This is a genomic window from Streptomyces sp. NPDC001700 (genome assembly GCF_053596435.1).
In genome coordinates, this window is sequence record NZ_JBSFGE010000001.1 from 567,449 (window position 1) to 592,519 (window position 25,071).

19 protein-coding genes are annotated in these 25,071 nt (G+C 70.7%); 15 read left to right on the top strand and 4 right to left on the bottom strand.

Features of this window, described 5'->3' with window-relative positions:
- Positions 1–186: 186 nt before the first annotated feature.
- A complete protein-coding gene (locus ACWC5C_RS02620) occupies positions 187–1,191 on the top strand; it encodes a TerC family protein (protein ID WP_450872947.1) in 1,005 nt (334 codons plus the stop codon).
- 35 nt (positions 1,192–1,226) lie between these two features.
- Here ACWC5C_RS02620 and ACWC5C_RS02625 read toward each other — a convergent pair whose 3' ends face one another.
- Both ACWC5C_RS02625 and ACWC5C_RS02630 read right to left on the bottom strand, forming a co-directional pair.
- Complete coding sequence (locus ACWC5C_RS02625; protein WP_450873252.1) at positions 1,227–2,537, bottom strand: MFS transporter; 1,311 nt, start codon at positions 2,535–2,537, stop codon at positions 1,227–1,229.
- A gap of 184 nt (positions 2,538–2,721) precedes the next feature.
- Positions 2,722–3,378, bottom strand: a complete 657-nt coding sequence (locus ACWC5C_RS02630) for an MBL fold metallo-hydrolase (RefSeq protein WP_450872949.1) — start codon at positions 3,376–3,378, stop codon at positions 2,722–2,724.
- A 339-nt stretch (positions 3,379–3,717) separates the two neighbouring features.
- Between ACWC5C_RS02630 and uvrA the strand changes: the two genes are divergently transcribed.
- A complete protein-coding gene (gene uvrA / locus ACWC5C_RS02635) occupies positions 3,718–6,768 on the top strand; it encodes an excinuclease ABC subunit UvrA (RefSeq protein ID WP_450872951.1) in 3,051 nt (1,016 codons plus the stop codon).
- Positions 6,769–6,809: 41 nt separating this feature from the next.
- Here the strand turns inward: uvrA and ACWC5C_RS02640 are convergent, their stop codons facing one another.
- Positions 6,810–7,775, bottom strand: a complete 966-nt coding sequence (locus ACWC5C_RS02640) for a carbohydrate kinase family protein (RefSeq protein ID WP_450872953.1) — start codon at positions 7,773–7,775, stop codon at positions 6,810–6,812.
- Positions 7,772–8,851: a LacI family DNA-binding transcriptional regulator gene (locus tag ACWC5C_RS02645; RefSeq protein WP_450872955.1), complete on the bottom strand. Its 1,080-nt coding sequence runs from the start codon at positions 8,849–8,851 to the stop codon at positions 7,772–7,774. Before ACWC5C_RS02645 ends, ACWC5C_RS02640 begins: the two co-directional genes overlap by 4 nt.
- A gap of 209 nt (positions 8,852–9,060) precedes the next feature.
- Between ACWC5C_RS02645 and ACWC5C_RS02650 the strand changes: the two genes are divergently transcribed.
- The 13 genes from ACWC5C_RS02650 to pgi all read left to right on the top strand — a co-directional run bounded on the left by ACWC5C_RS02650 (position 9,061) and on the right by pgi (position 25,024).
- The gene (locus ACWC5C_RS02650) at positions 9,061–9,486 is read left to right on the top strand and encodes a Rieske (2Fe-2S) protein (protein ID WP_450872957.1); all 426 of its coding nucleotides are present in this window, start codon (positions 9,061–9,063) and stop codon (positions 9,484–9,486) included.
- Between the two features lie 40 nt (positions 9,487–9,526).
- A complete protein-coding gene (gene uvrC, locus ACWC5C_RS02655) occupies positions 9,527–11,611 on the top strand; it encodes an excinuclease ABC subunit UvrC (protein WP_450872959.1) in 2,085 nt (694 codons plus the stop codon).
- A complete protein-coding gene (gene rapZ / locus ACWC5C_RS02660; protein ID WP_450872961.1) occupies positions 11,608–12,546 on the top strand; it encodes an RNase adapter RapZ in 939 nt (312 codons plus the stop codon). Before uvrC ends, rapZ begins: the two co-directional genes overlap by 4 nt.
- Positions 12,547–12,548: 2 nt before the next feature.
- Positions 12,549–13,562 (top strand): gluconeogenesis factor YvcK family protein, encoded by a 1,014-nt coding sequence (locus tag ACWC5C_RS02665; RefSeq protein ID WP_385445214.1) that lies wholly within the window; start codon positions 12,549–12,551, stop codon positions 13,560–13,562.
- Entirely contained in the window at positions 13,553–14,542 is a 990-nt protein-coding gene (gene whiA / locus ACWC5C_RS02670; RefSeq protein ID WP_009718797.1) for a DNA-binding protein WhiA, read from the top strand. The genes ACWC5C_RS02665 and whiA overlap by 10 nt, the downstream gene beginning before the upstream one ends.
- A 194-nt stretch (positions 14,543–14,736) precedes the next feature.
- The gene (locus ACWC5C_RS02675; protein ID WP_450872963.1) at positions 14,737–17,748 is read left to right on the top strand and encodes a M14 family zinc carboxypeptidase; all 3,012 of its coding nucleotides are present in this window, start codon (positions 14,737–14,739) and stop codon (positions 17,746–17,748) included.
- Between the two features lie 175 nt (positions 17,749–17,923).
- Positions 17,924–18,928 carry a type I glyceraldehyde-3-phosphate dehydrogenase gene (gene gap, locus ACWC5C_RS02680; RefSeq protein WP_450872965.1) on the top strand — a complete coding sequence of 335 codons (1,005 nt, stop codon included), beginning with the start codon at positions 17,924–17,926 and terminating at the stop codon, positions 18,926–18,928.
- Positions 18,929–19,050: 122 nt separating this feature from the next.
- Positions 19,051–20,253, top strand: coding sequence for a phosphoglycerate kinase (locus ACWC5C_RS02685; RefSeq protein ID WP_450872967.1), 1,203 nt, complete (start codon positions 19,051–19,053; stop codon positions 20,251–20,253).
- Positions 20,254–20,258: 5 nt separating this feature from the next.
- Positions 20,259–21,035 (top strand): triose-phosphate isomerase, encoded by a 777-nt coding sequence (tpiA, locus tag ACWC5C_RS02690; protein ID WP_385445177.1) that lies wholly within the window; start codon positions 20,259–20,261, stop codon positions 21,033–21,035.
- A gap of 128 nt (positions 21,036–21,163) precedes the next feature.
- Entirely contained in the window at positions 21,164–21,391 is a 228-nt protein-coding gene (secG, locus tag ACWC5C_RS02695; RefSeq protein WP_385445179.1) for a preprotein translocase subunit SecG, read from the top strand.
- Between the two features lie 216 nt (positions 21,392–21,607).
- Positions 21,608–21,943 carry an RNA polymerase-binding protein RbpA gene (locus ACWC5C_RS02700; protein WP_385445181.1) on the top strand — a complete coding sequence of 112 codons (336 nt, stop codon included), beginning with the start codon at positions 21,608–21,610 and terminating at the stop codon, positions 21,941–21,943.
- 149 nt (positions 21,944–22,092) lie between these two features.
- A complete protein-coding gene (locus ACWC5C_RS02705) occupies positions 22,093–23,319 on the top strand; it encodes an MFS transporter (protein WP_450872969.1) in 1,227 nt (408 codons plus the stop codon).
- Between the two features lie 52 nt (positions 23,320–23,371).
- Positions 23,372–25,024 carry a glucose-6-phosphate isomerase gene (gene pgi, locus ACWC5C_RS02710; RefSeq protein ID WP_450873254.1) on the top strand — a complete coding sequence of 551 codons (1,653 nt, stop codon included), beginning with the start codon at positions 23,372–23,374 and terminating at the stop codon, positions 25,022–25,024.
- Positions 25,025–25,071: the final 47 nt, after the last annotated feature.

Sequence of the window (25,071 nt, forward strand, 5' to 3'; positions counted from 1 at the left end):
TCCTGTACTCTTCTTTACGCGGAGGGGAGTACTCCTTAGCGGTGTTCCCGTCACCACGGATCGCGCCCGTGCACCTTGAGTCGGGTCGGGCGCGGTCCCGGGACACCGGTCCGTGGCGCGAGCCCGGGCGGAAGAGACCTCCGGCAGCGACGACGCTGAAATTGCCGTACGAATGCCGGAGGATCCGTGGACGTTTCCGTGGCCATGTGGGGGCTGACGATTGTCGGTCTCTGCGCCCTTATCGCCGTCGACTTCTTCATAGGTGGCCGCAAACCGCATGAGGTCTCCCTCAAGGAGGCCGGAATCTGGACCGCCGTCTGGATCGTGCTCGCCGGGCTCTTCGGGCTCGGCCTGCTGGTCTTCGCGGGCGGCCAGCCCTCCGGCGAGTTCTTCGCGGGCTTCATCACCGAGAAGTCGCTGAGCGTCGACAACCTCTTCGTCTTCGTCCTGATCATGGCGAAGTTCGCGGTGCCGACGATCTACCAGCAGCGGGTGCTGATGGTGGGTGTGCTGATCGCGCTCGTGCTGCGGGCGGTCTTCATCGCCGCGGGCGCCGCGATCATCTCGACCTTCGCCTGGGTCTTCTACATCTTCGGCGCCTTCCTCATCTGGACCGCCTGGAAGCTCATCCAGGAGGCGCGCGCCGATGAGGAGGAAGAGGAGTTCGAGGAGAACCGCCTGCTCAAGGCGGTCGAGAAGCGCTTCCCCTCCACCGACCAGTACCACGGCACCAAGCTGTTCATCATGGAGAACGGCAAGAAGCTGATGACGCCGATGCTGATCGTCATGCTGGCGATCGGCACCACGGACGTCCTCTTCGCGCTGGACTCCATCCCCGCGATCTTCGGCCTGACCCAGGACCCGTACATCGTGTTCACCGCCAACGCCTTCGCGCTGATGGGTCTGCGCCAGCTGTACTTCCTGATCGGCGGGCTGCTCAAGAAGCTGGTCCACCTGTCGTACGGGCTGTCGGTCATCCTCGGCTTCATCGGCGTCAAGCTGGTGCTGCACGCGCTCCACGAGTCCGGGGTGCATGTCCCGCAGATCTCCATACCGGTCTCGCTGGGTGTGATCTGCGGGGTGCTCGTGGTCACGACGATCACCAGCCTCTACGCCTCCAAGAAGAAGGCCCTGGCGGAGGCGGGGACCGGGGAGGGCCCGTCCCGGGACAAGGACAGTGCCGACGTCTGACGCCTACCCGGCACTGTCCATCAGGAGACCGGGGCTCAGGCAGGAGCCTCCCCGGCCTCCAGGGGCCGCACGGCCGATCGTCCGCCCGCCGGACGGTCGGCCGTCGGCCGTGTCTCCGGCAGCAGGGCGAAGCAGCCCAGGCTCAGCAGCGCGATCGCGGTCAGATAGAGGGCGACGCCCCACGGCGGGCCGTCGCCCCGGGAGACCGTGGTCGCCACGATGGGGGTGAGCGCGCCGCCGAGCACCCCCGCGAGGTTGTAGCCGAGCCCCGCGCCCGTGCAGCGCACCCTCGGCTCGTACAGCTCGGGCAGATAGGCCGAGGTCACGGCGAACATGGTGATGAAGGCGAGCAGCGCGCCCAGGAAGCCCACGAACATCAGCGGCGGCTCCCCGGTGCGCAACAGCGCGATCAGCGGGAACGTCCACACCACCGTGGCCGCGCAGCCCAGCAGGCACAGGGGCCGCCGTCCGTAGCGGTCGCCGAGATGGGCCGCCAGGGGCGTCACGGCGCCCTTGACCGCCACGGCCGCCATGATGCAGCCGAGCATGGTCGTACGGTCCACTCCGAGCCGCTCGGTGCCGTAGGCGAGGGACCAGGTGGTCACCGCGTAGAAGACCGCGTACCCCACCGCGAGCCCGCCCGCGGTGAGCAGCACCAGCCGCCAGTGGTCGCGCACCACCTCGGCCAGCGGTGCGGCGGCCCGCTCGTCGCGCTCGGCCAGCTCCTGGAACCTCGGGGTCTCGGTCACCTGGGTGCGCAGCAGCAGCCCGGCGGCCACCAGCAGTCCCGCGCCCCAGAACGGCACCCGCCAGCCCCATGAGCGGAACGCGGCGTCGGACAGCGTGGCGGACAGGATCAGCATCGTGCCGTTGGCCAGCAGAAAGCCGATGGCCGGGCCGACCTGCGGAAAGCCCGACCACAGGCCGCGCCGCCCGGCGGGCGCGTGCTCGGCGGTGAGCAGCACCGCGCCGCCCCATTCGCCGCCGAGCCCGAGCCCCTGCAGGAAGCGGAGCGTGAGCAGCAGGGCGGGGGCGGCGATGCCGATCGTGTCGTACGTCGGGACGAAGCCGACCGCGACCGTCGCGAGGCCGGTCAGCAGCAGTGAGGCGATGAGCACCGGCCGTCGGCCGTGGCGGTCGCCGAGCGGCCCGAGCAGCATCGCGCCCAGCGGCCGGGAGACGAATCCGGCGGCGAAGGTCCCGAAGGCGGCCAGGGTGCCCGCGAGCGGCGAGAAGGTGGGGAAGAAGAGCGGGCCGAGGACGAGGGCCGCGGCCGTGCCGTAGACGAAGAAGTCGTAGAACTCGATGGCGGTGCCTGCCAGCGACGCGGCGGCGAGGCGAGCCATGGACGGGGCGGCAGGGGCGGACGGGGCGCGGTCGTCGTGGCGCGGGACGTCGTGCATGCCGCGCCAACCGCCGCCGCGCCCCACCGGTTACGGGGCGCGCGGCGGCACGCGGCGCGGTACGGGGGTGGAGGGGGCGCTACGAGCCGCGCTCGCACCAGTCAGCGCGGTACGGGACTGGAGGGCGCTACCAGCCGCGCTCGCGCCATTCGGCGAGGTGCGGGCGCTCGGCGCCGAGGCTGGTGTCGTCGCCGTGGCCGGGGTAGACCCACGTCTCGTCCGGGAGCCGGTCGAAGAGCTTGGTCTCGACGTCGTGGAGCAGGCTCTCGAATGCCTTGGGGTCCTTCCAGGTGTTGCCGACGCCGCCCGGGAAGAGGCAGTCGCCGGTGAACACGTGCGGATGGCCGTGCGGGTCGTCGTAGACCAGGGCGATGCTGCCCGGGGTGTGGCCCACCAGATGGCGGGCGGTCAGCTCGACCCGGCCGACCCGCACCGTCTCGCCGTCCTCGACCGGCACATCGGTGGGCACCGGGATGCCCTCGGCGTCGTACCGGCCCGCCAGGGTGCGGGCGCCGGTGGCGTCCACCACCTCGCGCAGCGCGTTCCAGTGGTCCTGGTGGCGGTGGGTGGTGACGACGGAGGCGATGCCGCTCTCGCCGATCAGGGAGAGCAGGGTCTGCGGCTCGGCGGCCGCGTCGATCAGCAACTGCTCGTCGGTGGCCCGGCAACGCAGCAGATACGCGTTGTTGTTCATGGGGCCGACCGCGACCTTCGAGATCATCAGATCGGGCAGTTCGTGCACGTCCGCCGGTCCGCCGACCGTCACCGCTCCGCTATAGGTCATGACCTCAAGCCTAGTCTCGGAGGGCCGGGCGGCGCGGCGTCGGGGGCGAGATGACGGGCCGCTGCCCGGCGGGGAATATCGGGGGCGTGATGCGCCTTTTATCCCGTAGCAACCGAAGGGCACCCGCTACACGATCGGGTGAACCAGGCACGCGGGCCCGGCAAATCGAATGTGCGTGCTATAGGCTCGGCGTGCTGCATCCTTAAGACATCGCCGTGGCGCCCCCATACCCTGGGTCGGGGGCTTCGCTCCGCTCCGTCCTGCCCGTCGGTACCGTCGGGAAGGGACCGGGAGCGGGCCCGGCGCACCCACCTCTCCTCAAGAAAGGTGCCGACCGGCGTGGCCGACCGTCTCATCGTCCGTGGCGCTCGCGAGCACAATCTCAAGAACGTCTCGCTCGACCTCCCCCGCGACTCCCTCATCGTCTTCACCGGACTCTCCGGGTCGGGCAAGTCGTCCCTCGCGTTCGACACGATCTTCGCCGAGGGGCAGCGCCGCTACGTCGAGTCGCTCTCCTCCTACGCCCGGCAGTTCCTGGGCCAGATGGACAAGCCCGATGTGGACTTCATCGAGGGCCTGTCTCCGGCGGTCTCGATCGACCAGAAGTCGACGTCGCGCAACCCGCGCTCGACCGTCGGCACCATCACCGAGGTCTACGACTACCTCCGGCTGCTGTTCGCCCGCATCGGCAAGCCGCACTGCCCGGAGTGCGCCCGCCCGATCGCCCGGCAGTCGCCGCAGGCGATCGTGGACCGGGTGCTGGAGCTGCCCGAGGGCAGCCGCTTCCAGGTGCTCTCCCCGCTGGTGCGCGAGCGCAAGGGGGAGTTCGTCGACCTCTTCTCCGATCTGCAGACCAAGGGCTACAGCCGGGCCCGGGTCGACGGCGCGACGATCCAGCTGTCCGACCCGCCGACGCTGAAGAAGCAGGAGAAGCACACCATCGAGGTGGTCGTGGACCGCCTCACCGTCAAGGACAGCGCCAAGCGGCGGCTGACCGACTCGGTGGAGACCGCGCTCGGCCTCTCCGGCGGCATGATCATCCTGGACTTCGTGGATCTCGACGAGGACGATCCGCAGCGCGAGCGGATGTTCTCCGAGCACCTCTACTGCCCGTATGACGACCTGTCCTTCGAGGAGCTGGAGCCGCGCTCCTTCTCCTTCAACTCGCCGTTCGGCGCCTGCCCGGACTGCACCGGGATCGGCACCCGGATGGAGGTCGACCCGGAGCTGATCATTCCGGACGAGGAGAAGTCGCTGGACGAGGGCGCCATCCACCCCTGGTCCCACGGCCACACCAAGGACTACTTCGGGCGGCTGGTCGGCGCGCTCGCCGACGCGCTCGGCTTTCGTACGGACATCCCCTGGGCCGGGCTTCCGCAGCGGGCCAAGAAGGCCCTGCTGAACGGCCACCGCACCCAGATCGAGGTCCGCTACCGCAACCGTTACGGCCGCCAGCGCGCGTACACCACCGCGTTCGAGGGCGCGGTGCCGTTCGTCAAGCGGCGTCATACGGAGGCGGAGAGCGACAGCAGCCGGGAGCGGTTCGAGGGCTATATGCGCGAGGTGCCCTGCCCCACCTGTGACGGCACCCGCCTCAAGCCGATCGTCCTCGCGGTCACCGTGCAGGAGCGGTCCATCGCGGACGTCTCCGCGATGTCGATCAGCGAATGCGCCGAGTTCCTGCGGAACATGGAGCTGACCGACCGCGAGAAGACCATCGCCGAGCGGGTCCTCAAGGAGGTCAACGAGCGGCTGCGGTTCCTGGTCGACGTCGGCCTGGACTATCTCTCGCTCAACCGGGCGGCGGGCACGCTCTCCGGCGGTGAGGCCCAGCGCATCCGGCTGGCCACCCAGATCGGCTCCGGCCTGGTGGGCGTGTTGTACGTGCTGGACGAGCCGTCGATCGGCCTGCACCAGCGCGACAACCACCGGCTGATCGAGACGCTGGTGCGGCTGCGCGACCTCGGCAACACCCTGATCGTCGTGGAGCACGACGAGGACACCATCAAGACCTCGGACTGGGTGGTGGACATCGGCCCGGGCGCGGGCGAGCACGGCGGCAAGGTGGTGCACAGCGGGCCGCTGAGCGAGCTGCTGGTCAACGAGGAGTCGGCGACCGGCCACTATCTGTCGGGCAAGAAGGTCATCCCGCTGCCGGGGGCCCGGCGGCCCATGGACCCGGCGCGGCAGCTGACGGTGCACGGCGCCCGGGAGAACAACCTCCAGGACATCGACGTGTCCTTCCCGCTCGGCGTGCTCTCCGCCGTCACCGGGGTCTCCGGATCCGGGAAGTCCACGCTGGTCAACGACATCCTCTACACCCATCTGGCCCGCGAGCTGAACGGGGCGAAGACCGTCCCCGGGCGGCACACCCGGGTCGCCGGTGACGATCTGGTCGACAAGGTGGTCCATGTCGACCAGTCGCCCATTGGCCGCACCCCTCGGTCCAACCCGGCCACGTACACCGGGGTCTTCGACCATGTGCGCAAGCTGTTCGCCGAGACGATGGAGGCGAAGGTGCGCGGCTATATGCCCGGGCGCTTCTCCTTCAACGTCAAGGGCGGCCGCTGCGAGAACTGCTCCGGCGACGGCACCATCAAGATCGAGATGAACTTCCTGCCGGATGTGTATGTGCCGTGCGAGGTCTGCCACGGCGCGCGCTACAACCGGGAGACGCTGGAGGTGCACTACAAGGGCAAGTCCATCGCCGAGGTGCTGGACATGCCCATCGAGGAGGCGCTGGACTTCTTCGAGGCGGTGCCGACGATCGCCCGCCATCTGCGCACCCTCAACGAGGTCGGGCTGGGTTACGTCCGGCTCGGCCAGCCCGCGCCGACCCTCTCCGGCGGTGAGGCGCAGCGGGTCAAGCTGGCGAGCGAGCTGCAGAAGCGGTCCACCGGGCGGACGGTCTATGTGCTGGACGAACCGACCACCGGTCTGCACTTCGAGGACATCAACAAGCTGATCAATGTGCTGTCCGGTCTGGTCGACAAGGGCAACACGGTGATCGTCATCGAGCACAACCTCGATGTGATCAAGACGGCGGACTGGGTTGTCGACATGGGCCCGGAGGGCGGCAGCGGCGGTGGTCTGGTCATCGCCGAGGGCACCCCGGAGGATGTGGCCTCGGTCCCGGCCAGCCACACCGGGAAGTTCCTGCGGGAGGTGCTGGGCGACCGGGTGAGCGACGCGACGGTGCCCGCCGCCCGTACGGGCGGCAAGAAGGCCCCGGCCAAGGCGGCGGCCAAGAAGACCGCCGCGAAGAAGACGGTGGCGAACAAGACCGCGGCGAAGAAGGCCGTGGCCAAGAAGGCCGTGGCCAAGAAGGCTGTCACCAAGAAGGCGGCGGCCAGGTCCACGGCCGCCTCGAAGCGGACAGCCGCCAAGTAGGCGGAGGAAGCGCCGCGCCCGGTTCGGGCGCGGCGCACCCCTTACGCCAGCTCGGCCGCGTACGGCGGCTCGGCGCCTGCGCGGGAGCAGGTGAGCGCGGCGGCCCGGGCGGCGAAGCGCAGGACGTCCCGCCAGGCCGCCTCGTCCAGCTTGGCCAGCGCGGGCGCCGACAGCGCCTGGTGCGCCGCCAGCCGGTGCAGCAGCGCGGCGTTCACGGTGTCGCCCGCCCCGATGGTGTCCACGACCTCCACCCGCTCCCCGGGCACGGCCCAGCGGGATCCGTCCTGGCACAGCACGCTCAGCCCGTCCCCGCCGTGGGTGCAGACCACGGCCCCGGGTCCGGCCGCCGCCCACTCCCGTATCGCCGCCTCGACCGCCGCGTCGGAGTCCGCCGGGGCGTCCCCGGCACCGGCCAGCCAGCGCGCGTCCTCGACCGACAGCTTGAGCAGCCCGACGTACGGCAGCCAGCCGAGGAAGCGGGCCCGGTAAGCGTCCGGGTCGGGGATGAGGCCGGTGCGGATGTTGGGGTCGAGCGCGGTGAAGACGCCGCGCCCGGCCTCGCGCCGCAGCAGCGCCTCGTACGCGCTCGCGCCCGGCTCCAGCACCAGCGAACAGGTCCCCAGCGACAGCGCGGTGGTCCCCTCGGGCAGGGCCGGGGGCAGTGCGAAGAGCCGGTCCGCGGTGCCCTGTACGTAGAAGCCGTAGCCCGCGGAACCGTCGGCGCCGATCGACGCGACGGCGAGGGTGGTGGGCTCCGGGCCGCGCTGCACCAGCGCGGTGTCCACCCCGTCCTGCCGCAGCCGGGACAGCAGCGCCTCGCCGAAGCCGTCCGTGGAGACCCGGGAACAGAACGCGGTCGGCACGCCGAGCCGCCCCAGCGCCATCGCGGTGTTGTAGGGGCCGCCGCCGCGTGCCGGACGCAGTGCGGGCAGTTCGTCGCCCGTCGCGGCGGGGGCCGCGCGATCGGGCACGAGATCGATCAGGGCTTCTCCGGCGACGACGATCACGAGACGGGGTCCTTTCCTGAGGGCGGCGGGCGATCGGGGGACGGGGTAGCGGATTCGGGCACGGTTTCGGGGGCGCAGCCGCAGGACGTGCGGTGGACGAACGCACACGGCAGCCGCACGGTACGCGGCGGGCGCTCCGGCCGCTCCAGCCGGTCCAGCAGCAGCCGGACCGCGGTGCTGCCGATCTCCCGGCTGGGCTGGGCGATCGCGGTGAGCCCGGGGGAGAAGACATCGGCCCAGGAGAAGTCGTCGAAGCAGACGAGCGCCAGATCGCCCGGTACGGCGCGACCCGCCGCCCGCAGGGCGCGCAGCGCGCCGATCGTCATCGCGTTGTTGGCGGTGATGATCGCGGTGGGCGGTTCGGCCGAGGCCAGCAGCCGGTGGGTGGCGTCCTCCGCGCCGCGCGCCTCGGAGTGGCCGTCCGCCAGCAGCCCGGGGTTGAACGGCAGCCCGCTGTGGTGCAGTCCGGTGCGGTAGCCGTCGATCCGCTCGGCGGTGGTGCTCAGCCCCGGTTGGCCCGCGACCAGGCCGATGCGGCGGTGGCCCAGCTCGGCGAGGTGGCGCACCAGCTGTTCGAGCGGGAACGCGTTCTCGGCGCCGACCTGGTCGTACGGATGGTCGTGCCCGTCGCCGACCAGCCGGTCCAGGAAGACGCACGGGACCCCGTGCCGGGTCAGATAGCCGATCAGCTCGGTGGGCTCGGCGGACGGCGCGACGATCACCCCGTCCACCCGCCGCTCATGGAGCAGCTGGACGACCTTCCGCTCATGGTCCGGGTCGTCGTGCGGATCGGCGATCAGCAGGCTGTAGCCGTGTTCGAGGGCGCTGGCCTCCACGCCCTGCAGGATCTCGGTGAAGTACGGATTGCTGATCGCCGAGACGGCCAGCCCGATCGACCGGGTGCGGGCGGTGACGAGGGAGCGGGCGAGGGTGTTCGGGGTGTAGCCGAGGTCGTCGATGGCGTCCAGGACGGCCTGGCGGGTGGCCGGGCGCACCCGGCGGGTCTCGTTGACCACATGCGAGACGGTGGCCACGGAGACCCCCGCGCGCCGGGCCACGTCGACCATGGTCGCCATCCGTCCGCCCCTCTCCTCGGTGCGCTGCCTTCGCGGTGTGCTGCGGGAACGTGGGGGAACGTACCGCATCGGCGACCGCGCGTAAACGCTTGCGCAAACGTTTACGTCCGCTCCGAACGAACCCGGATCCGCCGGTGAGCGGCCCGATCCGTACCGGTATCGTCATATGCCAGCACCATCCCGTACCGCCCTGCCCCGTGGAGCCCCGCATGACCAGCCAGCCCGCCTCCCGACGAACCGTGCTGTGCGGAGCGGCGCTGGCCGGAGCCGCCGGGCTCGGGGCGGCGGCCTGCTCGCCGGAGGAATCGGGCAAGAAGGCGTCCCCGACCCCCACCGCCCCCGTCGACCTCGGCCCGGCCGACGCCGTACCGGCCGATGGCGCGAAGATCTACCGCGAGGACCGGGTGGTCGTCTCCCGGACCGCCGAGGGCCGGTACGCGGCCTTCAGCGCGGTCTGCACCCACCGGGGCTGCGTCGTGGACGCCGTCGAGGACGGGAAGATCAGCTGCCCCTGTCACGGCAGCGTCTTCGACGCCCGTACCGGCAAGGTCCTCCAGGGGCCCGCCGTCGCCCCGCTGCCGTCCGTGCCGGTCAGGACGGAGGGCGGAAAGCTCGTCGCGGGGCCGGAGGCCTGATCCGCCTGCACTGTCACCGCCCGCCAGTAGGGTGGTGACCATGGCCGACCCGAGCAGCTACCGCCCCAAGCCGGGACAGATCCCCGAGTCGCCGGGGGTCTACAAGTTCCGTGATGAGCACGGCCGGGTGATCTATGTAGGAAAGGCGAAGAGCCTGCGCCCGCGGCTCTCCTCGTACTTCCAGGACCTGGCGAACCTTCACCCGCGCACGCGGACGATGGTCACCACGGCCGCCTCGGTCGAGTGGACCGTGGTCTCGACCGAGGTCGAGGCGCTGCAGCTCGAGTATTCGTGGATCAAGGAGTTCGATCCCCGGTTCAACGTCAAGTACCGCGACGACAAGAGCTATCCGTCGCTCGCGGTGACCCTGGGCGAGGAATTCCCCCGGGTCCAGGTCATGCGCGGCGCCAAGAAGAAGGGCGTGCGCTACTTCGGTCCGTACGGGCACGCCTGGGCGATCCGCGAGACCGTCGACCTGATGCTGCGGGTGTTCCCCGTGCGCACCTGCTCGGCCGGGGTGTTCAAGCGCTCCGCCCAGATCGGCCGCCCCTGTCTGCTCGGCTACATCGGCAAGTGCTCGGCCCCCTGCGTCGGCCGGGTCAGCGCCGAGGAGCACCGTGAACTCGCCGAGGAGTTCTGCGACTTCATGGCGGGCCGCACCGGCACCTACATCCGCCGCCTCGAACAGCGGATGCAAGAGGCCGCCGAGGAGATGGAGTACGAGAAGGCCGCCCGGCTGCGTGACGACATAGGGGCGCTCAAGCGCGCCATGGAGAAGAAAGCGGTCGTCCTCGCCGACGCGACCGACGCCGACCTGATAGCGCTCGCCGAGGACGAGCTGGAGGCCGCCGTCCAGATCTTCCACGTCCGCGGCGGCCGGGTGCGCGGCCAGCGCGGCTGGGTCACCGACAAGGTCGAGGCCGTCGACACCGCCGACCTGGTCGAGCACGCCCTCCAGCAGCTGTACGGGGAGGAGCGGGGCGACGCGGTGCCCAAGGAGGTCCTGGTGCCCGCCGTACCGGACCCGGCCGAGCCGGTCATCGAATGGCTCAGCGAGCGCCGGGGCTCCCGGGTCGATCTGCGCATCCCGCAGCGCGGCGACAAGAAGGACCTGATGGAGACGGTCCAGCGGAACGCGCAGCAGTCGCTGGCCCTGCACAAGACCAAGCGTGCCTCCGACCTCACCACCCGCTCCCGGGCCCTGGAGGAGATCGCCGAGGCGCTCGGGCTGGACTCGGCGCCGCTGCGCATCGAGTGCTTCGACATCTCCCATCTCCAGGGCGATGACGTGGTGGCGTCCATGGTGGTCTTTGAAGATGGGCTGGCGCGGAAGGGCGAGTACCGCCGCTTCCAGATCAAGAGCTTCGCCGGTCAGGACGACGTCCGCTCCATGCACGAGGTCGTCGGCCGCCGCTTCCGCCGCTATCTGCAGGAGAAGCAGAAGTCGGGGGAGTGGGAGGAGAGCGCCGCACCTGACGACGCTGCCGAGACGCCCGCCGAGGAGACCCCCGCCGAGGAGACCCCCGCTGAGGAGGTCTCCGCTGAGGAGGTCTCCGGGCCCCTGGACGACGACGGCAGGCCCAGGCGGTTCGCGTATCCGCCGCAGCTCGTCGTGGTCGACGGCGGGCAGCCGCAGGTCGCCGCCGCCAAGCGGGCGCTGGACGAGCTGGGCGTCGACGACGTGGCCGTCTGCGGCCTCGCCAAGCGGCTCGAAGAGGTCTGGCTGCCCGACGAGGACGACCCGGTGGTGCTGCCCCGCAGCAGCGAGGGGCTGTATCTGCTCCAGCGGGTCCGCGACGAGGCGCACCGGTTCGCCATCACCTACCAGCGCAGCAAGCGCGCCAAGGCGCTGAAGGCCGGGCCGCTGGACGCCGTCCCGGGCCTCGGCGACAGCCGGAAGCAGGCGCTGCTCAAGCACTTCGGCTCCGTCAAGCGGCTGCGCGCCGCCACGGTCGAGCAGATCTGCGAGGTGCCGGGCGTCGGCCGGAAGACGGCTGAGACGGTGGCGGCGGCGCTCACCGGAGCGGCTCCGGCCGCTCCCGCCGTGAACACCGCCACAGGAGAGATCATTGAGGACGAGGCCGCATCGTCGGCGCCGTCCGCGAGCCGGGGGACGAGATCATGACAGAGCACGAGATCCACGGAGACGGAGCGCAGGTGAATACGGGCACGACGGGAGAGTCCGCCGAGGCGGCGGCAGCCATTCCCGAGCTGGTGATCATCTCTGGCATGTCCGGCGCGGGCCGCAGTACCGCGGCCAAGTGTCTGGAGGACCTGGGCTGGTTCGTGGTGGACAATCTGCCGCCCGCGCTGATCCCCACCATGGTGGACCTGGGCGCCCGCTCCCAGGGCAATGTGGCCCGGATCGCCGTGGTGGTGGACGTCCGGGGCCGCCGTTTCTTCGACAACCTCCGCGAATCCCTCGCGGACCTGGCCGCCAAGAACGTCAAGCGGCGCGTGCTGTTCCTGGAGGCGTCCGACGAGGCGCTGGTGCGCCGTTTCGAGTCGGTGCGCCGTCCGCACCCGCTGCAGGGCGACGGGCGGATCGTGGACGGCATCGAGGCCGAGCGCGATCTGCTGCGCGAGCTGCGCGGTGACGCCGATCTGGTGATCGACACCTCCAGCCTCAACGTGCACGAGCTGCGCGCCAAGATGGACGCCCAGTTCGCCGGTGAGGAGGAGCCGGAGCTGCGCGCCACCGTCATGTCCTTCGGCTACAAGTACGGCCTGCCGGTCGACGCCGATCTGGTGGTGGACTGCCGCTTCCTGCCCAATCCGCACTGGGTCCCCGAGCTGCGTCCCTTCACCGGGCTCAACGAGGAGGTGTCCGGCTATGTCTTCAACCAGCCCGGCGCCAAGGAGTTCCTGGACCGGTACGCCGAGCTGCTCCAGCTGATCGCCGCGGGCTACCGCCGCGAGGGCAAGCGCTATGTGACGATCGCGGTCGGCTGTACCGGCGGCAAGCACCGCAGCGTCGCGATGTCCGAGCGGCTGGCCGCCCGGCTCGGCGCCGAAGGGGTCGAGACCGTCATCGTCCACCGTGACATGGGGCGCGAGTGACGATGCGGAACGGGCGGCTGCGGCGGCTCGTCGGGGCCCGTACGGGCCGCAGCGCCCAGCCCAAGGTGGTCGCGCTGGGCGGCGGTATGGGCCTGTCGGCGTCGCTCGCCGCGCTGCGCCGGATCACCGGTGATCTGACCGCCGTGGTCACGGTGGCCGACGACGGCGGCTCCAGCGGACGGCTCCGCGACGAGCTGGGGGTGCTGCCGCCCGGCGATCTGCGCAAGGCGCTGGCGGCCCTGTGCGGGGACGACGACTGGGGCCAGACGTGGTCCCGGGTCATCCAGCACCGCTTCATCAGCGAGGGCGAGCTGCACGGCCACGCGGTCGGCAATGTGCTGATCGTCGCCCTGTGGGAGCAGCTGGGCGACCATGTGGCCGCGCTCGACCTGGTCGGCAAGCTGCTGGGCGCGCACGGCCGGGTGCTGCCGATGTCGGCGGTGCCGCTGGAGCTGCAGGCGTACGTCAAGGGCCACGATCCGGCGCGCCCGGACGAGGTGTCGACGGTCGCCGGGCAGGCCACGGTCGCCCTCACCCCCGGCGAGGTGCAGTCGGTCCACCTGGTGCCGAACGACCCGCCGGCCGTTCCCGAGGCGGTCGAGGCGGTGATGGACGCGGACTGGGTGGTGCTGGGTCCCGGCTCCTGGTTTTCCTCCGTCATCCCGCATCTCCTGGTGCCGGATTTGCTGCGCGCCCTCACCGACACCAAGGCCCGCCGGGTGCTTTCGCTGAATCTCGCGCCGCAACCCGGTGAAACCGATGGCTTCTCCCCGCAGCGTCATTTGGAGGTTTTGGCCCGACACGCCCCTAAACTCGCCTTCGACGTGGTGCTGGCCGACGAGGCCGCCGTTCCCGACCAGAGCAGTCTGTGCGATGCCGCGAAACGACTGGGCGGCACGGTCGAGCTGGCGCCGGTGGCCGCGACCGACGGTTCCCCGAAGCACGACCCGGAGCTTCTGGCGGCCGCCTACGACCGTATTTTTCGGATGCATGGAAGGATCGGCCCATGGCGATGACGGCAGCGGTGAAGGATGAAATCTCCCGGCTCCCCGTCACCCGCACCTGCTGCCGGAAAGCGGAGGTCTCGGCGATCCTGCGCTTCGCGGGCGGCCTGCACCTGGTGAGCGGGCGCATTGTGATCGAGGCGGAGCTGGATACGGGCATCGCGGCCCGCAGGGTCCGCAAGGACATCCTGGAGATCTTCGGGCACTCATCCGATCTGGTGGTGATGGCCCCCGGAGGGCTGCGCCGCGGCAGTCGGTACGTGGTGCGGGTGGTGGCGGGCGGTGATCAGCTGGCCCGCCAGACCGGACTGGTCGACGGCCGCGGCCGGCCGATCCGCGGCCTGCCACCGCAGGTCGTCTCCGGCGCCACCTGTGACGCCGAGGCCGCTTGGCGCGGGGCCTTCCTCGCCCATGGCTCGCTCACCGAGCCCGGCCGCTCGTCCTCCCTGGAGGTGACCTGCCCCGGCCCGGAGGCCGCGCTGGCACTGGTCGGCGCCGCCCGCAGACTGCAGATCGCCGCGAAGGCGCGCGAGGTGCGCGGAGTGGACCGGGTGGTCGTCCGGGACGGTGACGCCATCGGCGCGCTGTTGACGCGGCTGGGGGCGCACGAGTCGGTGCTCGCCTGGGAGGAGCGGCGGATGCGCCGCGAGGTGCGGGCCACCGCCAACCGGCTGGCCAACTTCGACGACGCCAATCTGCGCCGCTCGGCCCGGGCCGCCGTCGCCGCGGGCGCCCGGGTGCAGCGCGCGCTGGAGATCCTCGCCGATGAGGTGCCCGAGCACCTGGCCGCGGCCGGACGGCTGCGCATGGAACACAAGCAGGCCTCGCTGGAGGAGCTGGGCGCGCTCGCAGACCCGCCGCTGACCAAGGACGCCGTCGCGGGCCGTATCCGCAGGCTGCTCGCCATGGCCGACAAGCGGGCCCAGGACCTGGGCATCCCGGGGACGGAGTCGACCCTGACCGACGAGATGGCCGAGGGCATGGTCGGCTGACCGGCCGCCGCGTCGCGCGCCCCCGGCTCCCCGCGCGGAGCCGGGGGCGCGGTGCGTCCGGCCGATCACCCCGCCGGAATTAGTCGTCACACCATCAGATCATCGTCCGCGAGCCGCTGTTGACATGGTCATGGGCCGATACGAGGCTTATGCGTCTGCGCACCCACACGTCGGAACGACAGTCAGGGGGGCTCATGAAGTCACGCGAAGCCGGACGGAGACGTACGGCACGCCACAGACGCACCACGCGATCGATCGGCTCGATCGCGGCACTCGCTTCCTTACTCCTCACAGGACTGGCCGCCACGCCCGCGGCCCAGGCACAACCAGCGTCCGACAGCGCGTCCGACAGCGCGGGCGAGTCGCTGACCGTATGGACCGCCCAGGTCACCCGGGCCCAGATCCCGCTGCTGCAGCGGGCGGGCGTGGACGGGACGGAACTCGGCACGCAGGTGCCCGAGAAGGGCGCCGGACCGGTCGAGCTGTACCTGACCGGCACGCAGGCCGCCGCCCTGCGCGGCCAGGGCGTCGCGCTCACCGAGAAGAAGCTCTCCCAGCGGGCCCTGAACCGCGTCGAGGCCTCGGGCGACGGCGTCTTCCGCCCGTACAGCGGCGACGGAGGGCTCCGGCAGGAGATCACCGAGACCGGCCGGACGCACCCCGGGATCACCAAGGTGGTCAGCATCGGCAAGACCACCCAGGGCAAGGACATCCTCGCGCTCAAGCTCACCAAGGGGGCCGCGAAGAGCCGTGACGGCAGCAAGCCGTCGGTGCTGTACATGTCCAACCAGCACGCCCGTGAGTGGATCACCCCGGAGATGACCCGGCGGCTGATGCACTACTACCTGGACAACTACGGCAAGGACGACCGCGTCACCAGGATCGTCGACCGCACCGAGCTGTGGTTCGTGCTCTCCGCCAACCCGGACGGCTACGACTACACGCATCAGAGCCCGGCCAACCGCCAGTGGCGCAAGACCCTGCGCGACAACAACGGCGACGGCAAGATCACCCCGGGCGACGGCGTCGACCCCAACCGCAACTTCCCCTACAAGTGGGGCTACGACAACGAGGGGTCGTCCGCCGACCCGGCCGACGAGACCTACCGGGGCCCCGGACCCGGCTCCGAGCCCGAGACCAAGGCGCTGGACCGCTTCCAGAAGCGCATCGGCTTCGAACTCGGCATCAACTACCACTCGGCCGCCGAACTGCTGCTCTACGGCGTCGGCTGGCAGGTCGCCACCCCGACCCCCGACGACGTGCTCTACGAGGCGCTCGCGGGCACCCCCGAGCACTCCGCGATCCCCGGCTACCACCCGCAGGTGTCCTCGGAGCTGTACACCACCAACGGCGAGGCCGACGGCCACGCGGCCAACGTCAACGGGATGATGATGTTCACCCCGGAGATGTCGACCTGCCAGACGGCCTCCAACATCAGCCCCGACGACCCCTGGCAGCCGCGCGACTGCGCGTCCGTCTTCACCTTCCCGGACGACGAGAAGCTGATCCAGCAGGAGTTCGCCAAGAACATCCCCTTCGCGCTCTCCGTCGCCGAGACCGCCCTCCACCCCGACCAGCCGTCGTCCTCGGTCGGCATGACCGCGCCCGACTTCACCCCGGACGCGTTCACCACCTCCTACGCCCGTGGCGCCGCCCAGGACGTCGCCGTCACCGCGCGCAAGAGCGTCCGCGACAAGAGGCTCGCCTACCGGGTCAACGGCGGACGCACCCACACCGCGTCCCTGCGGCCCTGGAAGGGCGGCGAGACCTACGGCGGCGAGGACAACATCCGCTTCGACCAGTACCGGGCCTCCGTCCGGGGCGCCGACCCCGGCGACACGGTGCGGGTGTGGTTCACCGGCCGTACGAGGGACGGCGAGCGGACCGCGAGCGAGCCGTTCACCTACACCGTCGCCGAGCGGCCCCGCGCCGACACCCTGGTGATCGCCGAGGAGGGCGGCGGCTCCCCGGCCCGGCACACCGCCGCGTACACCGACGCGCTCGCCGCGAACGGCCGCAAGGCGGCCGTCTGGGACGTCGCGACCCGGGGAGCGCCGTCCGCGCTCGGAGTGCTCGACCACTTCAGGACGGTGCTCTGGTACACCGGCGCGGAGAAGCCCGGCGGGACCACCCTGCTCGCGGTGCGCGACTACCTCAACGAGGGCGGCAAGCTGATCACCACCGGTGAGCAGGCGGGCGGCAGCTCCGAGGTGGGTCCGGCCGACACCGACGACTTCAGCCAGTACTACCTGGGCGCCGACGGCCGCCTCACGGCGAAGTCGCCGACCGCGTACGAGGGCGCCGGGGCGCTCGACGGCGCCGCCGCGGCGCTCGGCGACGCGCCCGGCAACCCCCTGGACGCCTCGGGCGCCTACACCGTCACCTCCGATGTACTGCCGCCGGAGGACTTCCCGCAGTTCCGCAGCGCGGGCGCGGGCGCGTACTCCGGCGCGCGCACCCCGTACCAGCCCTACGAGGGCGAGTGGATGGCCGCCGCCGTCCACCGCAACAGCGCCTGGATGCGGCTGTCCCGCACCGTCGACCTCACCGGGGTGAGCGCCGAGGACAAGCCGAGCCTGACCTTCCGGCTCAGCTACGACACCGAGCCCGGCTACGACCATGTGATCGCCGAGGCGCACACCACGGGCCAGGATGACTGGACCACGCTGCCGGACGCGGGCGGCGCCAGCTCGGACCAGGTCCCGACCGAGTGCGAGGCGGGCTTCCTGCTGACCACCCACCCGTTCCTCAAGCGCTATCTGACCGCCGCGGACGACGGCTGCCGCGCCCAGGGCACCACGGGCGCCTGGAACAGCTTCACGGGCTCCTCCGGCGGCTGGACGCCGGTCTCCCTGGACCTGAGCCGCTACGCGGGCGAGAAGGTCGAACTGGCCCTCTCCTACGTCACCGATTCGAGTGCGGCCGGGCGCGGCGCCTTCGTCGACAGCACCGCGCTCGTCACCGGCGGCGGCACCCGGGACAACGAGGGCTTCGAGACGGCGCTCGGGCCCTGGTCGGTGCCGGGGGCGCCGGAGGGCAGCCCCGTCAACGCGGCGGACTGGACGCGCTCGAAGGAGCTGTTCCGCACCTCGGCCGGGGTCACCACACGGGACACCGTGCTGCTCGGCTTCGGTCTGGAACACGTGAAGGACGACGCCCAGCGGGAGCGGCTCGTACGCGGTGCGCTGCGTGCGCTGCGCCGTTGACACAGGGTGACAGAACGTGACTGAGTCGGCGGCCCATGCCCCTTTCCGGTGGTTGTGGGCCGCCGACCGCCAATGTCACGCACGTTCCGTGATAGCGGTAGGGTCGGAGGCGGTCGGGGACATCCCATACAGCTCGCCGGCGTCCAGACCGGCACACCAACGAGGAGATCGGTTCGTGACGATCCGCGTAGGCATCAACGGCTTTGGCCGCATCGGTCGCAACTATTTCCGCGCGCTCCTGGAGCAGGGCGCGGACATCGAGATCGTCGGTGTCAACGACCTGACCGACAATGCCACCCTGGTGCACCTGCTCAAGTACGACTCGATCCTCGGACGGCTGAAGTACGAGGTCAGCCACACCGAGGACACCATCACGGTCGGCAACCAGACCTTCAAGACCATGGCCGAGCGCGACCCGGCCGCCCTTCCGTGGGGAGAGCTGGGGGCCGACATCGTCGTCGAGTCCACCGGCATCTTCACCAAGCGTGACGACGCGGCCAAGCACCTGGCCGCGGGCGCCAAGAAGGTCCTGATCTCCGCGCCCGCCAAGGACGAGGACATCACGATCGTGATGGGCGTCAACCAGGACAAGTACGACGCCGCCAACCACGACGTCATCTCCAACGCCTCGTGTACCACCAACTGTGTGGCGCCGATGGCCAAGGTTCTCGACGAGAACTTCGGCATCGTCAAGGGCATGATGACGACCGTCCACGCGTACACCAACGACCAGCGGATCCTGGACTTCCCGCACAAGGACCTGCGCCGCGCCCGCTCCGCCGCGGAGAACATCATCCCGACCTCCACGGGCGCCGCCAAGGCCACCGCGCTGGTCCTGCCGCAGCTCAAGGGCAAGCTGGACGGCATCGCGATGCGCGTCCCGGTCCCCACCGGCTCGGTCACCGACCTGGTGCTGGAGCTGGACCGCGAGGTCACCAAGGACGAGATCAACACCGCCTTCCAGAAGGCCGCCGAGGGTCAGCTCAAGGGCGTCCTGGAGTACACCGAGGACGCGATCGTCTCCTCGGACATCGTCAACTGGCCGGCGTCCTGCACCTTCGACTCCTCCCTGACCATGGTTCAGGGCAAGCAGGTCAAGGTCGTCGGCTGGTACGACAACGAGTGGGGCTACTCCAACCGTCTCGTCGACCTGACCGTCTACGTCGGCGGCCGGCTCTGACCCTGCCGCGATGAGCCAGGAACGGGGCCCGCTACGGCACACGTCGTAACGGGCCCCGTGCCGTGGGCCCGGTGCAATGGATCCCGAGCCATGGGTCCGTGCCATGAACAAGGAGTCACTCTGTGAAGACGATTGACGATCTCCAGGTCGAGGGGCGGCGGGTCTTCGTCCGCGCCGACCTGAACGTCCCGCTCGACGGCGAGACGATCACCGACGACGGCCGGATCCGCGCCGCCGTGCCGACCATCACCGCGCTCCTGAACGCGGGCGCCAAGGTGGTCGTCGCCTCGCACCTCGGCCGCCCCAAGGGCGAGCCCGACCCGCGGTTCTCGCTCGCCCCGGTCGCCCGGCGGCTCGGCGAACTCCTCGGCAAGCAGGTCGCGTTCGCGACGGACACCGTGGACGACAGCGCCCGCGCCACCGTCGCGGGGCTCGCCGCCGGCGAGGTCGCGGTGCTGGAGAACCTGCGCTTCAACGCCGGTGAGACGGCCAAGGACGACGCCGAGCGCGGCGCGTTCGCCGACCAGCTCGCCGCCCTCGCCGACCTCTACGTGGGCGACGGCTTCGGCGCGGTGCACCGCAAGCACGCCTCCGTGTACGACCTCCCGGCGCGGCTGCCGCACGCCGCGGGCGGTCTGATCGCCACCGAGGTCTCCGTCCTCAAGAAGCTCACCGAGGACGTCCAGCGGCCGTACGCGGTGGTCCTCGGCGGCGCCAAGGTCTCCGACAAGCTCGGCGTCATCGAGCACCTGCTGGAGAAGGCCGACCGCATCCTGATCGGCGGCGGCATGGCGTACACCTTCCTCAAGGCCCAGGGCCACGAGGTCGGCAAGTCGCTGCTCCAGGAGGACCAGGTCCCGGTCGTCCAGGGCTATCTGCGGCGGGCGGAGGAGCTGGGCGTGGAGTTCGTCCTGCCGGTCGACGTCCTCGCCGCCGACGGGTTCCCGGACCTCAAGACCAAGGCCCCGGCGCATCCGCAGGTCGTCTCCGCGGAGGCCATCCCGGCCGACCTGGAGGGTCTGGACATCGGTCCGGACTCCCGCAAGCTGTACGCCTCGAAGCTCGCCGACACGGCCACCGTCTTCTGGAACGGCCCGATGGGCGTCTTCGAGCACCCCGACTACGCCGACGGCACCAAGGCCGTGGCCCAGGCGCTTCTCGACAGCCCCGCCTTCACGGTGGTGGGCGGCGGTGACTCCGCCGCGGCCGTCCGGATCCTGGGCTTCGACGAATCCGCTTTCGGCCATATCTCGACCGGCGGCGGAGCGAGCCTCGAATACCTCGAGGGCAAGACGCTCCCCGGCCTCGCCGCACTGGAGGACTGAACACCGTGAGTGACCGCACCCCGCTGATGGCGGGCAACTGGAAGATGAACCTCAACCACCTCGAGGCCATCGCCCACGTCCAGAAGCTCGCCTTCGCGCTCGCCGACAAGGACTACGAGGCCGTCGAGGTCGCGGTTCTGCCGCCCTTCACCGATCTGCGGTCGGTGCAGACCCTGGTCGACGGCGACAAGCTGAAGATCAAGTACGGCGCCCAGGACCTCTCCGCGCACGACTCCGGCGCGTACACGGGCGAGATCTCCGGTCCGATGCTCTCCAAGCTGAAGTGCACCTATGTGGCCATCGGTCACTCGGAGCGCCGTCAGTACCACGACGAGACGGACGAGATCTGCAACGGCAAGGTGAAGGCGGCCTTCCGGAACGACCTCACCCCCATCCTGTGCGTGGGCGAGGGCCTGGACATCCGCAAGGCGGGCAACCAGGTGGCGTACACCCTCGCGCAGCTGGACGGCGCCCTCAAGGACGTCCCGGCCGAGCAGGCCGAGACGATCGTGATCGCGTACGAGCCGGTCTGGGCGATCGGCACCGGCGAGGTCGCCACCCCCGAGGACGCCCAGGAGGTCTGCGGGGCCATCCGCGGCCGGCTGGCCGAGCTGTACAGCCAGGAGCTGGCCGACAAGGTCCGGATCCAGTACGGCGGCTCGGTGAAGTCCGGCAATGTGGCGGCGATCATGGCGCAGCCGGATGTGGACGGCGCCCTGATCGGCGGCGCGGCGCTGGACGCGGACGAATTCGTCAAGATCGTTCGATTCCGCGACCAGTGAGTAGGCCCTGAGCCGGGGCTCGTCGTACTCTGTCGGGGGTCGTGGTGGCGCGAAATGTGCCGCCCGGCCCCCGTCTCCCGTAAGAAACCGTCCGTAACGAGCCCGAGAGAGTTGGTCCAGCTGTGATCATGGGGTTTTCGATCGCCCTCATCGTCTTGAGCCTTTTGATGATGATGCTGGTGCTCATGCACAAGGGGAAGGGCGGGGGTCTGTCCGACATGTTCGGTGGCGGAATGCAGTCCTCCGTCGGTGGCTCTTCGGTCGCTGAGCGCAACCTGGACCGCATTACCATCGTGGTCGGGTTGCTGTGGTTCGTCGTCATCGTCGTGCTCGGCCTGTTGATGAAGCTCGACTGACGTTCGACCAAAGCGCGATCGAGGCCCGAATCCGGCCCCATAACTGACGTACCGTCGTCAGTGCGGCTGATTCGCGGCCTATCATGGGGTGGCGTCCTCAAGGGCGGGTGTAACTCCTCTCGATGGACGCGCGTTGGGCCTTTCGTAGTCTGGGGCGCCGGGCAGCGGGGCCGCCATTCGATGCTTCGCGGCACCATCACGCAGGGAGTTACGACCGTGGCAAGTGGCAACGCGATCCGTGGAAGTCGGGTCGGAGCGGGGCCGATGGGAGAAGCCGAGCGAGGCGAATCGGCGCCGCGTCTGCGCATCTCCTTCTGGTGCTCGAACGGGCATGAGACCGTGCCGAGCTTTGCCAGCGACGCGCAGATCCCGGAGACGTGGGACTGCCCCCGCTGTGGCTTCCCGGCCGGCAAGGACCGGGAGAACCCGCCGGACCCGCCCCGCACCGAGCCGTACAAGACCCACCTCGCCTATGTGCGCGAGCGGCGCAGCGACGCCGACGGTGAGGCGATCCTCGCCGAGGCGCTCGCCAAGCTCCGCGGCGAGATCTGAGCCGAGCCCGGACACCCGGCGACAGCGCGCGAACGACGGCCCGGTCAGGTACCCATCAGGGGTGCCCGACCGGGCCGTTGTCGTGGACCCGCTGCTCAGGGACCGCTGCTCAGGACCCGTTGTCAGTGGTGCGGGCTACGGTTTTTCGCATGCTGATGCGACGGGGCGGGGAGCAGGCGGCGGTGCCCGCCTGGCGCGGGGGATTCGGGCGGCTGTGGACCGCCGCGGTGATCTCCCGCTTCGGTGACGCGTTACGCGGCGCGGCACTGCCGCTGCTGGCCGTGTCGCTGACCGATTCGCCGGTGCTGGTGTCGCTCGTGACCGCGTGCGGCTTCCTGCCCTGGCTGCTGTTCGGCCTGCTCGGCGGGGCCATCGCCGACCGGGTGGACCAGCGGCGGGCGATGTGGGTGGTGGACGGGATACGGGCCGTCCTGATGGGCGGGTTCGCGGTCGCCGTCTGGCTGGGCCACGCCACGATCGGGCTGCTGCTCGCGCTCGCCTTCGCCCTCACCACTCTGCAGACCCTCTTCGACAACGCCGCGACGGCCCTGCTGCCGTCCGTCGTGGAGCGGGCGGCGCTGAGCCGGGCCAACGCCCGGCTGATGACCGGGCAGGAGGTCATGGGCCGGTTCGTGGGCGCCCCGCTGGTGCCCGTGCTGCTGGGGCTTGGCGTCGCCATGCCGTACGCGGCGGACGCGGCCACCTATCTCGTCGCCGCGCTGCTCATAGCCTCCCTCGGCGCGGCCGCCCCGGAGCGCGCCCCGCGCCCGTCCGGCGGATCGCTGCGCCGGGACATCGCCGAGGGCATCGGTGTGCTGTGGCGGGACCGGGCGCTGCGGGGGCTGTGCGTCTCCACCACCCTGTGCAATATCGGCATCGGCGCGCTCATCGCCGCCCTGGTGCTGCACGTCACCGGCTGGCTGGACGCCGGGAACACCGGGTACGCGGTGGTCATCACGGCGTACGGGATCGGCAGCGTGGCCGGGGGGCTGGTGGCCGCGCGGGTCGCCGAGCGGCTGGGGGAGTACCGCGCGCTGGTGCTGTGCGGAGCCGCGCAGACCGGTGCCCTGGTCGCGCTCGGCACGATACGGAGCCTGGCGGCCGCCATCGCCGCCATGGGGGTGTTCGCCTTCGCGGGGATCATATGGAACGTCACCGAGGTGACGATGACCCAGCGGCGCAGCCCCGCCGACCTGCTCGGCCGGGTCACCTCCGCTTTCCGCACGCTGTCCATCGCGGGCTCCCCGGTCGGCGCGCTGCTCGGCGGGGTGATAGCCGCCGCCTGGGGACTGAACGTGCCCGCGCTGGGGTGCGCCGTGCTCGTCGCGGGCGGGGTGCTGGCCCTCGTGCCCGGAATGCGGACCGTCATCAATTAGGTTGGTGGCCAACGGGGGCCAGGCACCGATGAGAAGTGGGCTGATGTCCGAGATGAACGCAGAAGGCCGCACCAGGCTCGATCAGCTGCCGGAGTGGAACGCGCTGGCCGAGCACCGCAAGGCGCTGGGCGACGCGCAGCTGCGCGAGCTGTTCGCAAACGACCCGGAGCGCGCCAGCAGGCTCTCGCTCCAGGTCGGCGATCTCCATGTCGACTACTCCAAGCACCTGGTGACGGACGAGACGCTGCGGTTGCTGCGGGAGCTGGCGCGGGCGACCGGAGTGGCCGGGCTGCGGGACGCGATGTTCCGCGGCGAGAAGATCAACACCACCGAGAACCGCGCCGTGCTCCACACCGCGCTGCGCGCGCCCCGCTCGGCGGTCATCACGGTGGACGGCGAGGACGTCGTCCCCGAGGTCCACGCGGTCCTCACCAAGATGAGCGTATTCGCCGACCGCATCCGGTCCCGCGACTGGCACGGCCACACCGGCAAGCCCATCAAGAACATCGTCAACATCGGCATCGGCGGCTCCGATCTGGGCCCGGCGATGGCGTACGAGGCGCTGCGCGCCTACACCGACCGCGAGCTGGTGTTCCGCTTCGTCTCCAATGTGGACGGCGCCGATCTCCATGAGGCGGTGCGCGACCTGGACCCGGCGGAAACGCTGTTCATCGTCGCCTCCAAGACCTTCACCACCATCGAGACCATCACCAACGCCGTCTCCGCCCGCGAGTGGCTGCTGAGCGGGCTGGGGGCCGGTGACGAGGCCGTCGCGAAGCACTTCGTGGCGGTGTCGACCAACGCGGAGAAGGTCGCCGAGTTCGGCATCAACACGGACAACATGTTCGAGTTCTGGGACTGGGTCGGCGGGCGGTACTCCTACGACTCGGCGATCGGCCTCGCCCTGATGGTCGCCATCGGACCGGACTGCTTCCGCGAGATGCTGGCCGGGTTCCATCTGGTGGACGAGCACTTCACCACCGCCCCGCCCGAGCAGAACGTACCGCTGCTGCTCGGCCTGCTGGGCGTCTGGTACGGCGACTTCCACGACGCCCAGGCGCACGCCGTCCTGCCCTACAGCCACTACCTGTCCAAGTTCACCGCCTACCTCCAGCAGTTGGACATGGAGTCCAACGGCAAGTCGGTGGACCGGGAGGGCGAGCCGGTCGACTGGCAGACCGGCCCGGTGGTCTGGGGCACCCCCGGCACCAACGGCCAGCACGCCTACTACCAGCTGCTCCACCAGGGCACCAAGCTGATCCCGGCCGATCTGATCGGCTTCGCCAAGCCGGTGGACGACCTGCGTCCCGGGTTGGTCGCCCAGCACGATCTGCTGATGGCCAACCTCTTCGCCCAGGGGCAGGCGCTGGCCTTCGGCAAGACGCCGGAAGAGGTCGCCGCCGAGGGCGTGCCCGCGGAGCTGGTGCCGCACAAGACCTTCCAGGGCAACCGCCCCACGACCACCATCCTGGCCGCCGAGCTGAGCCCGTCCGTGCTCGGCCAGCTGGTCGCGCTCTACGAGCACAAGGTGTTCGTCCAGGGCGCCATCTGGAACATCGACTCGTTCGACCAGTGGGGCGTCGAGCTGGGCAAGGTGCTGGCCAAGCGGGTCGAGCCCGCGCTGACCGAGGGCGCCGAGGTGCCGGGGCTCGACGCCTCGACGGCGCGTCTCGTCGCCACGTACCGCTCGCTGCGCGACCGCTGAGGGCCCGCGCGTACAGCGATCCCCCGTGCGCTCGCGGCGCACGGGGG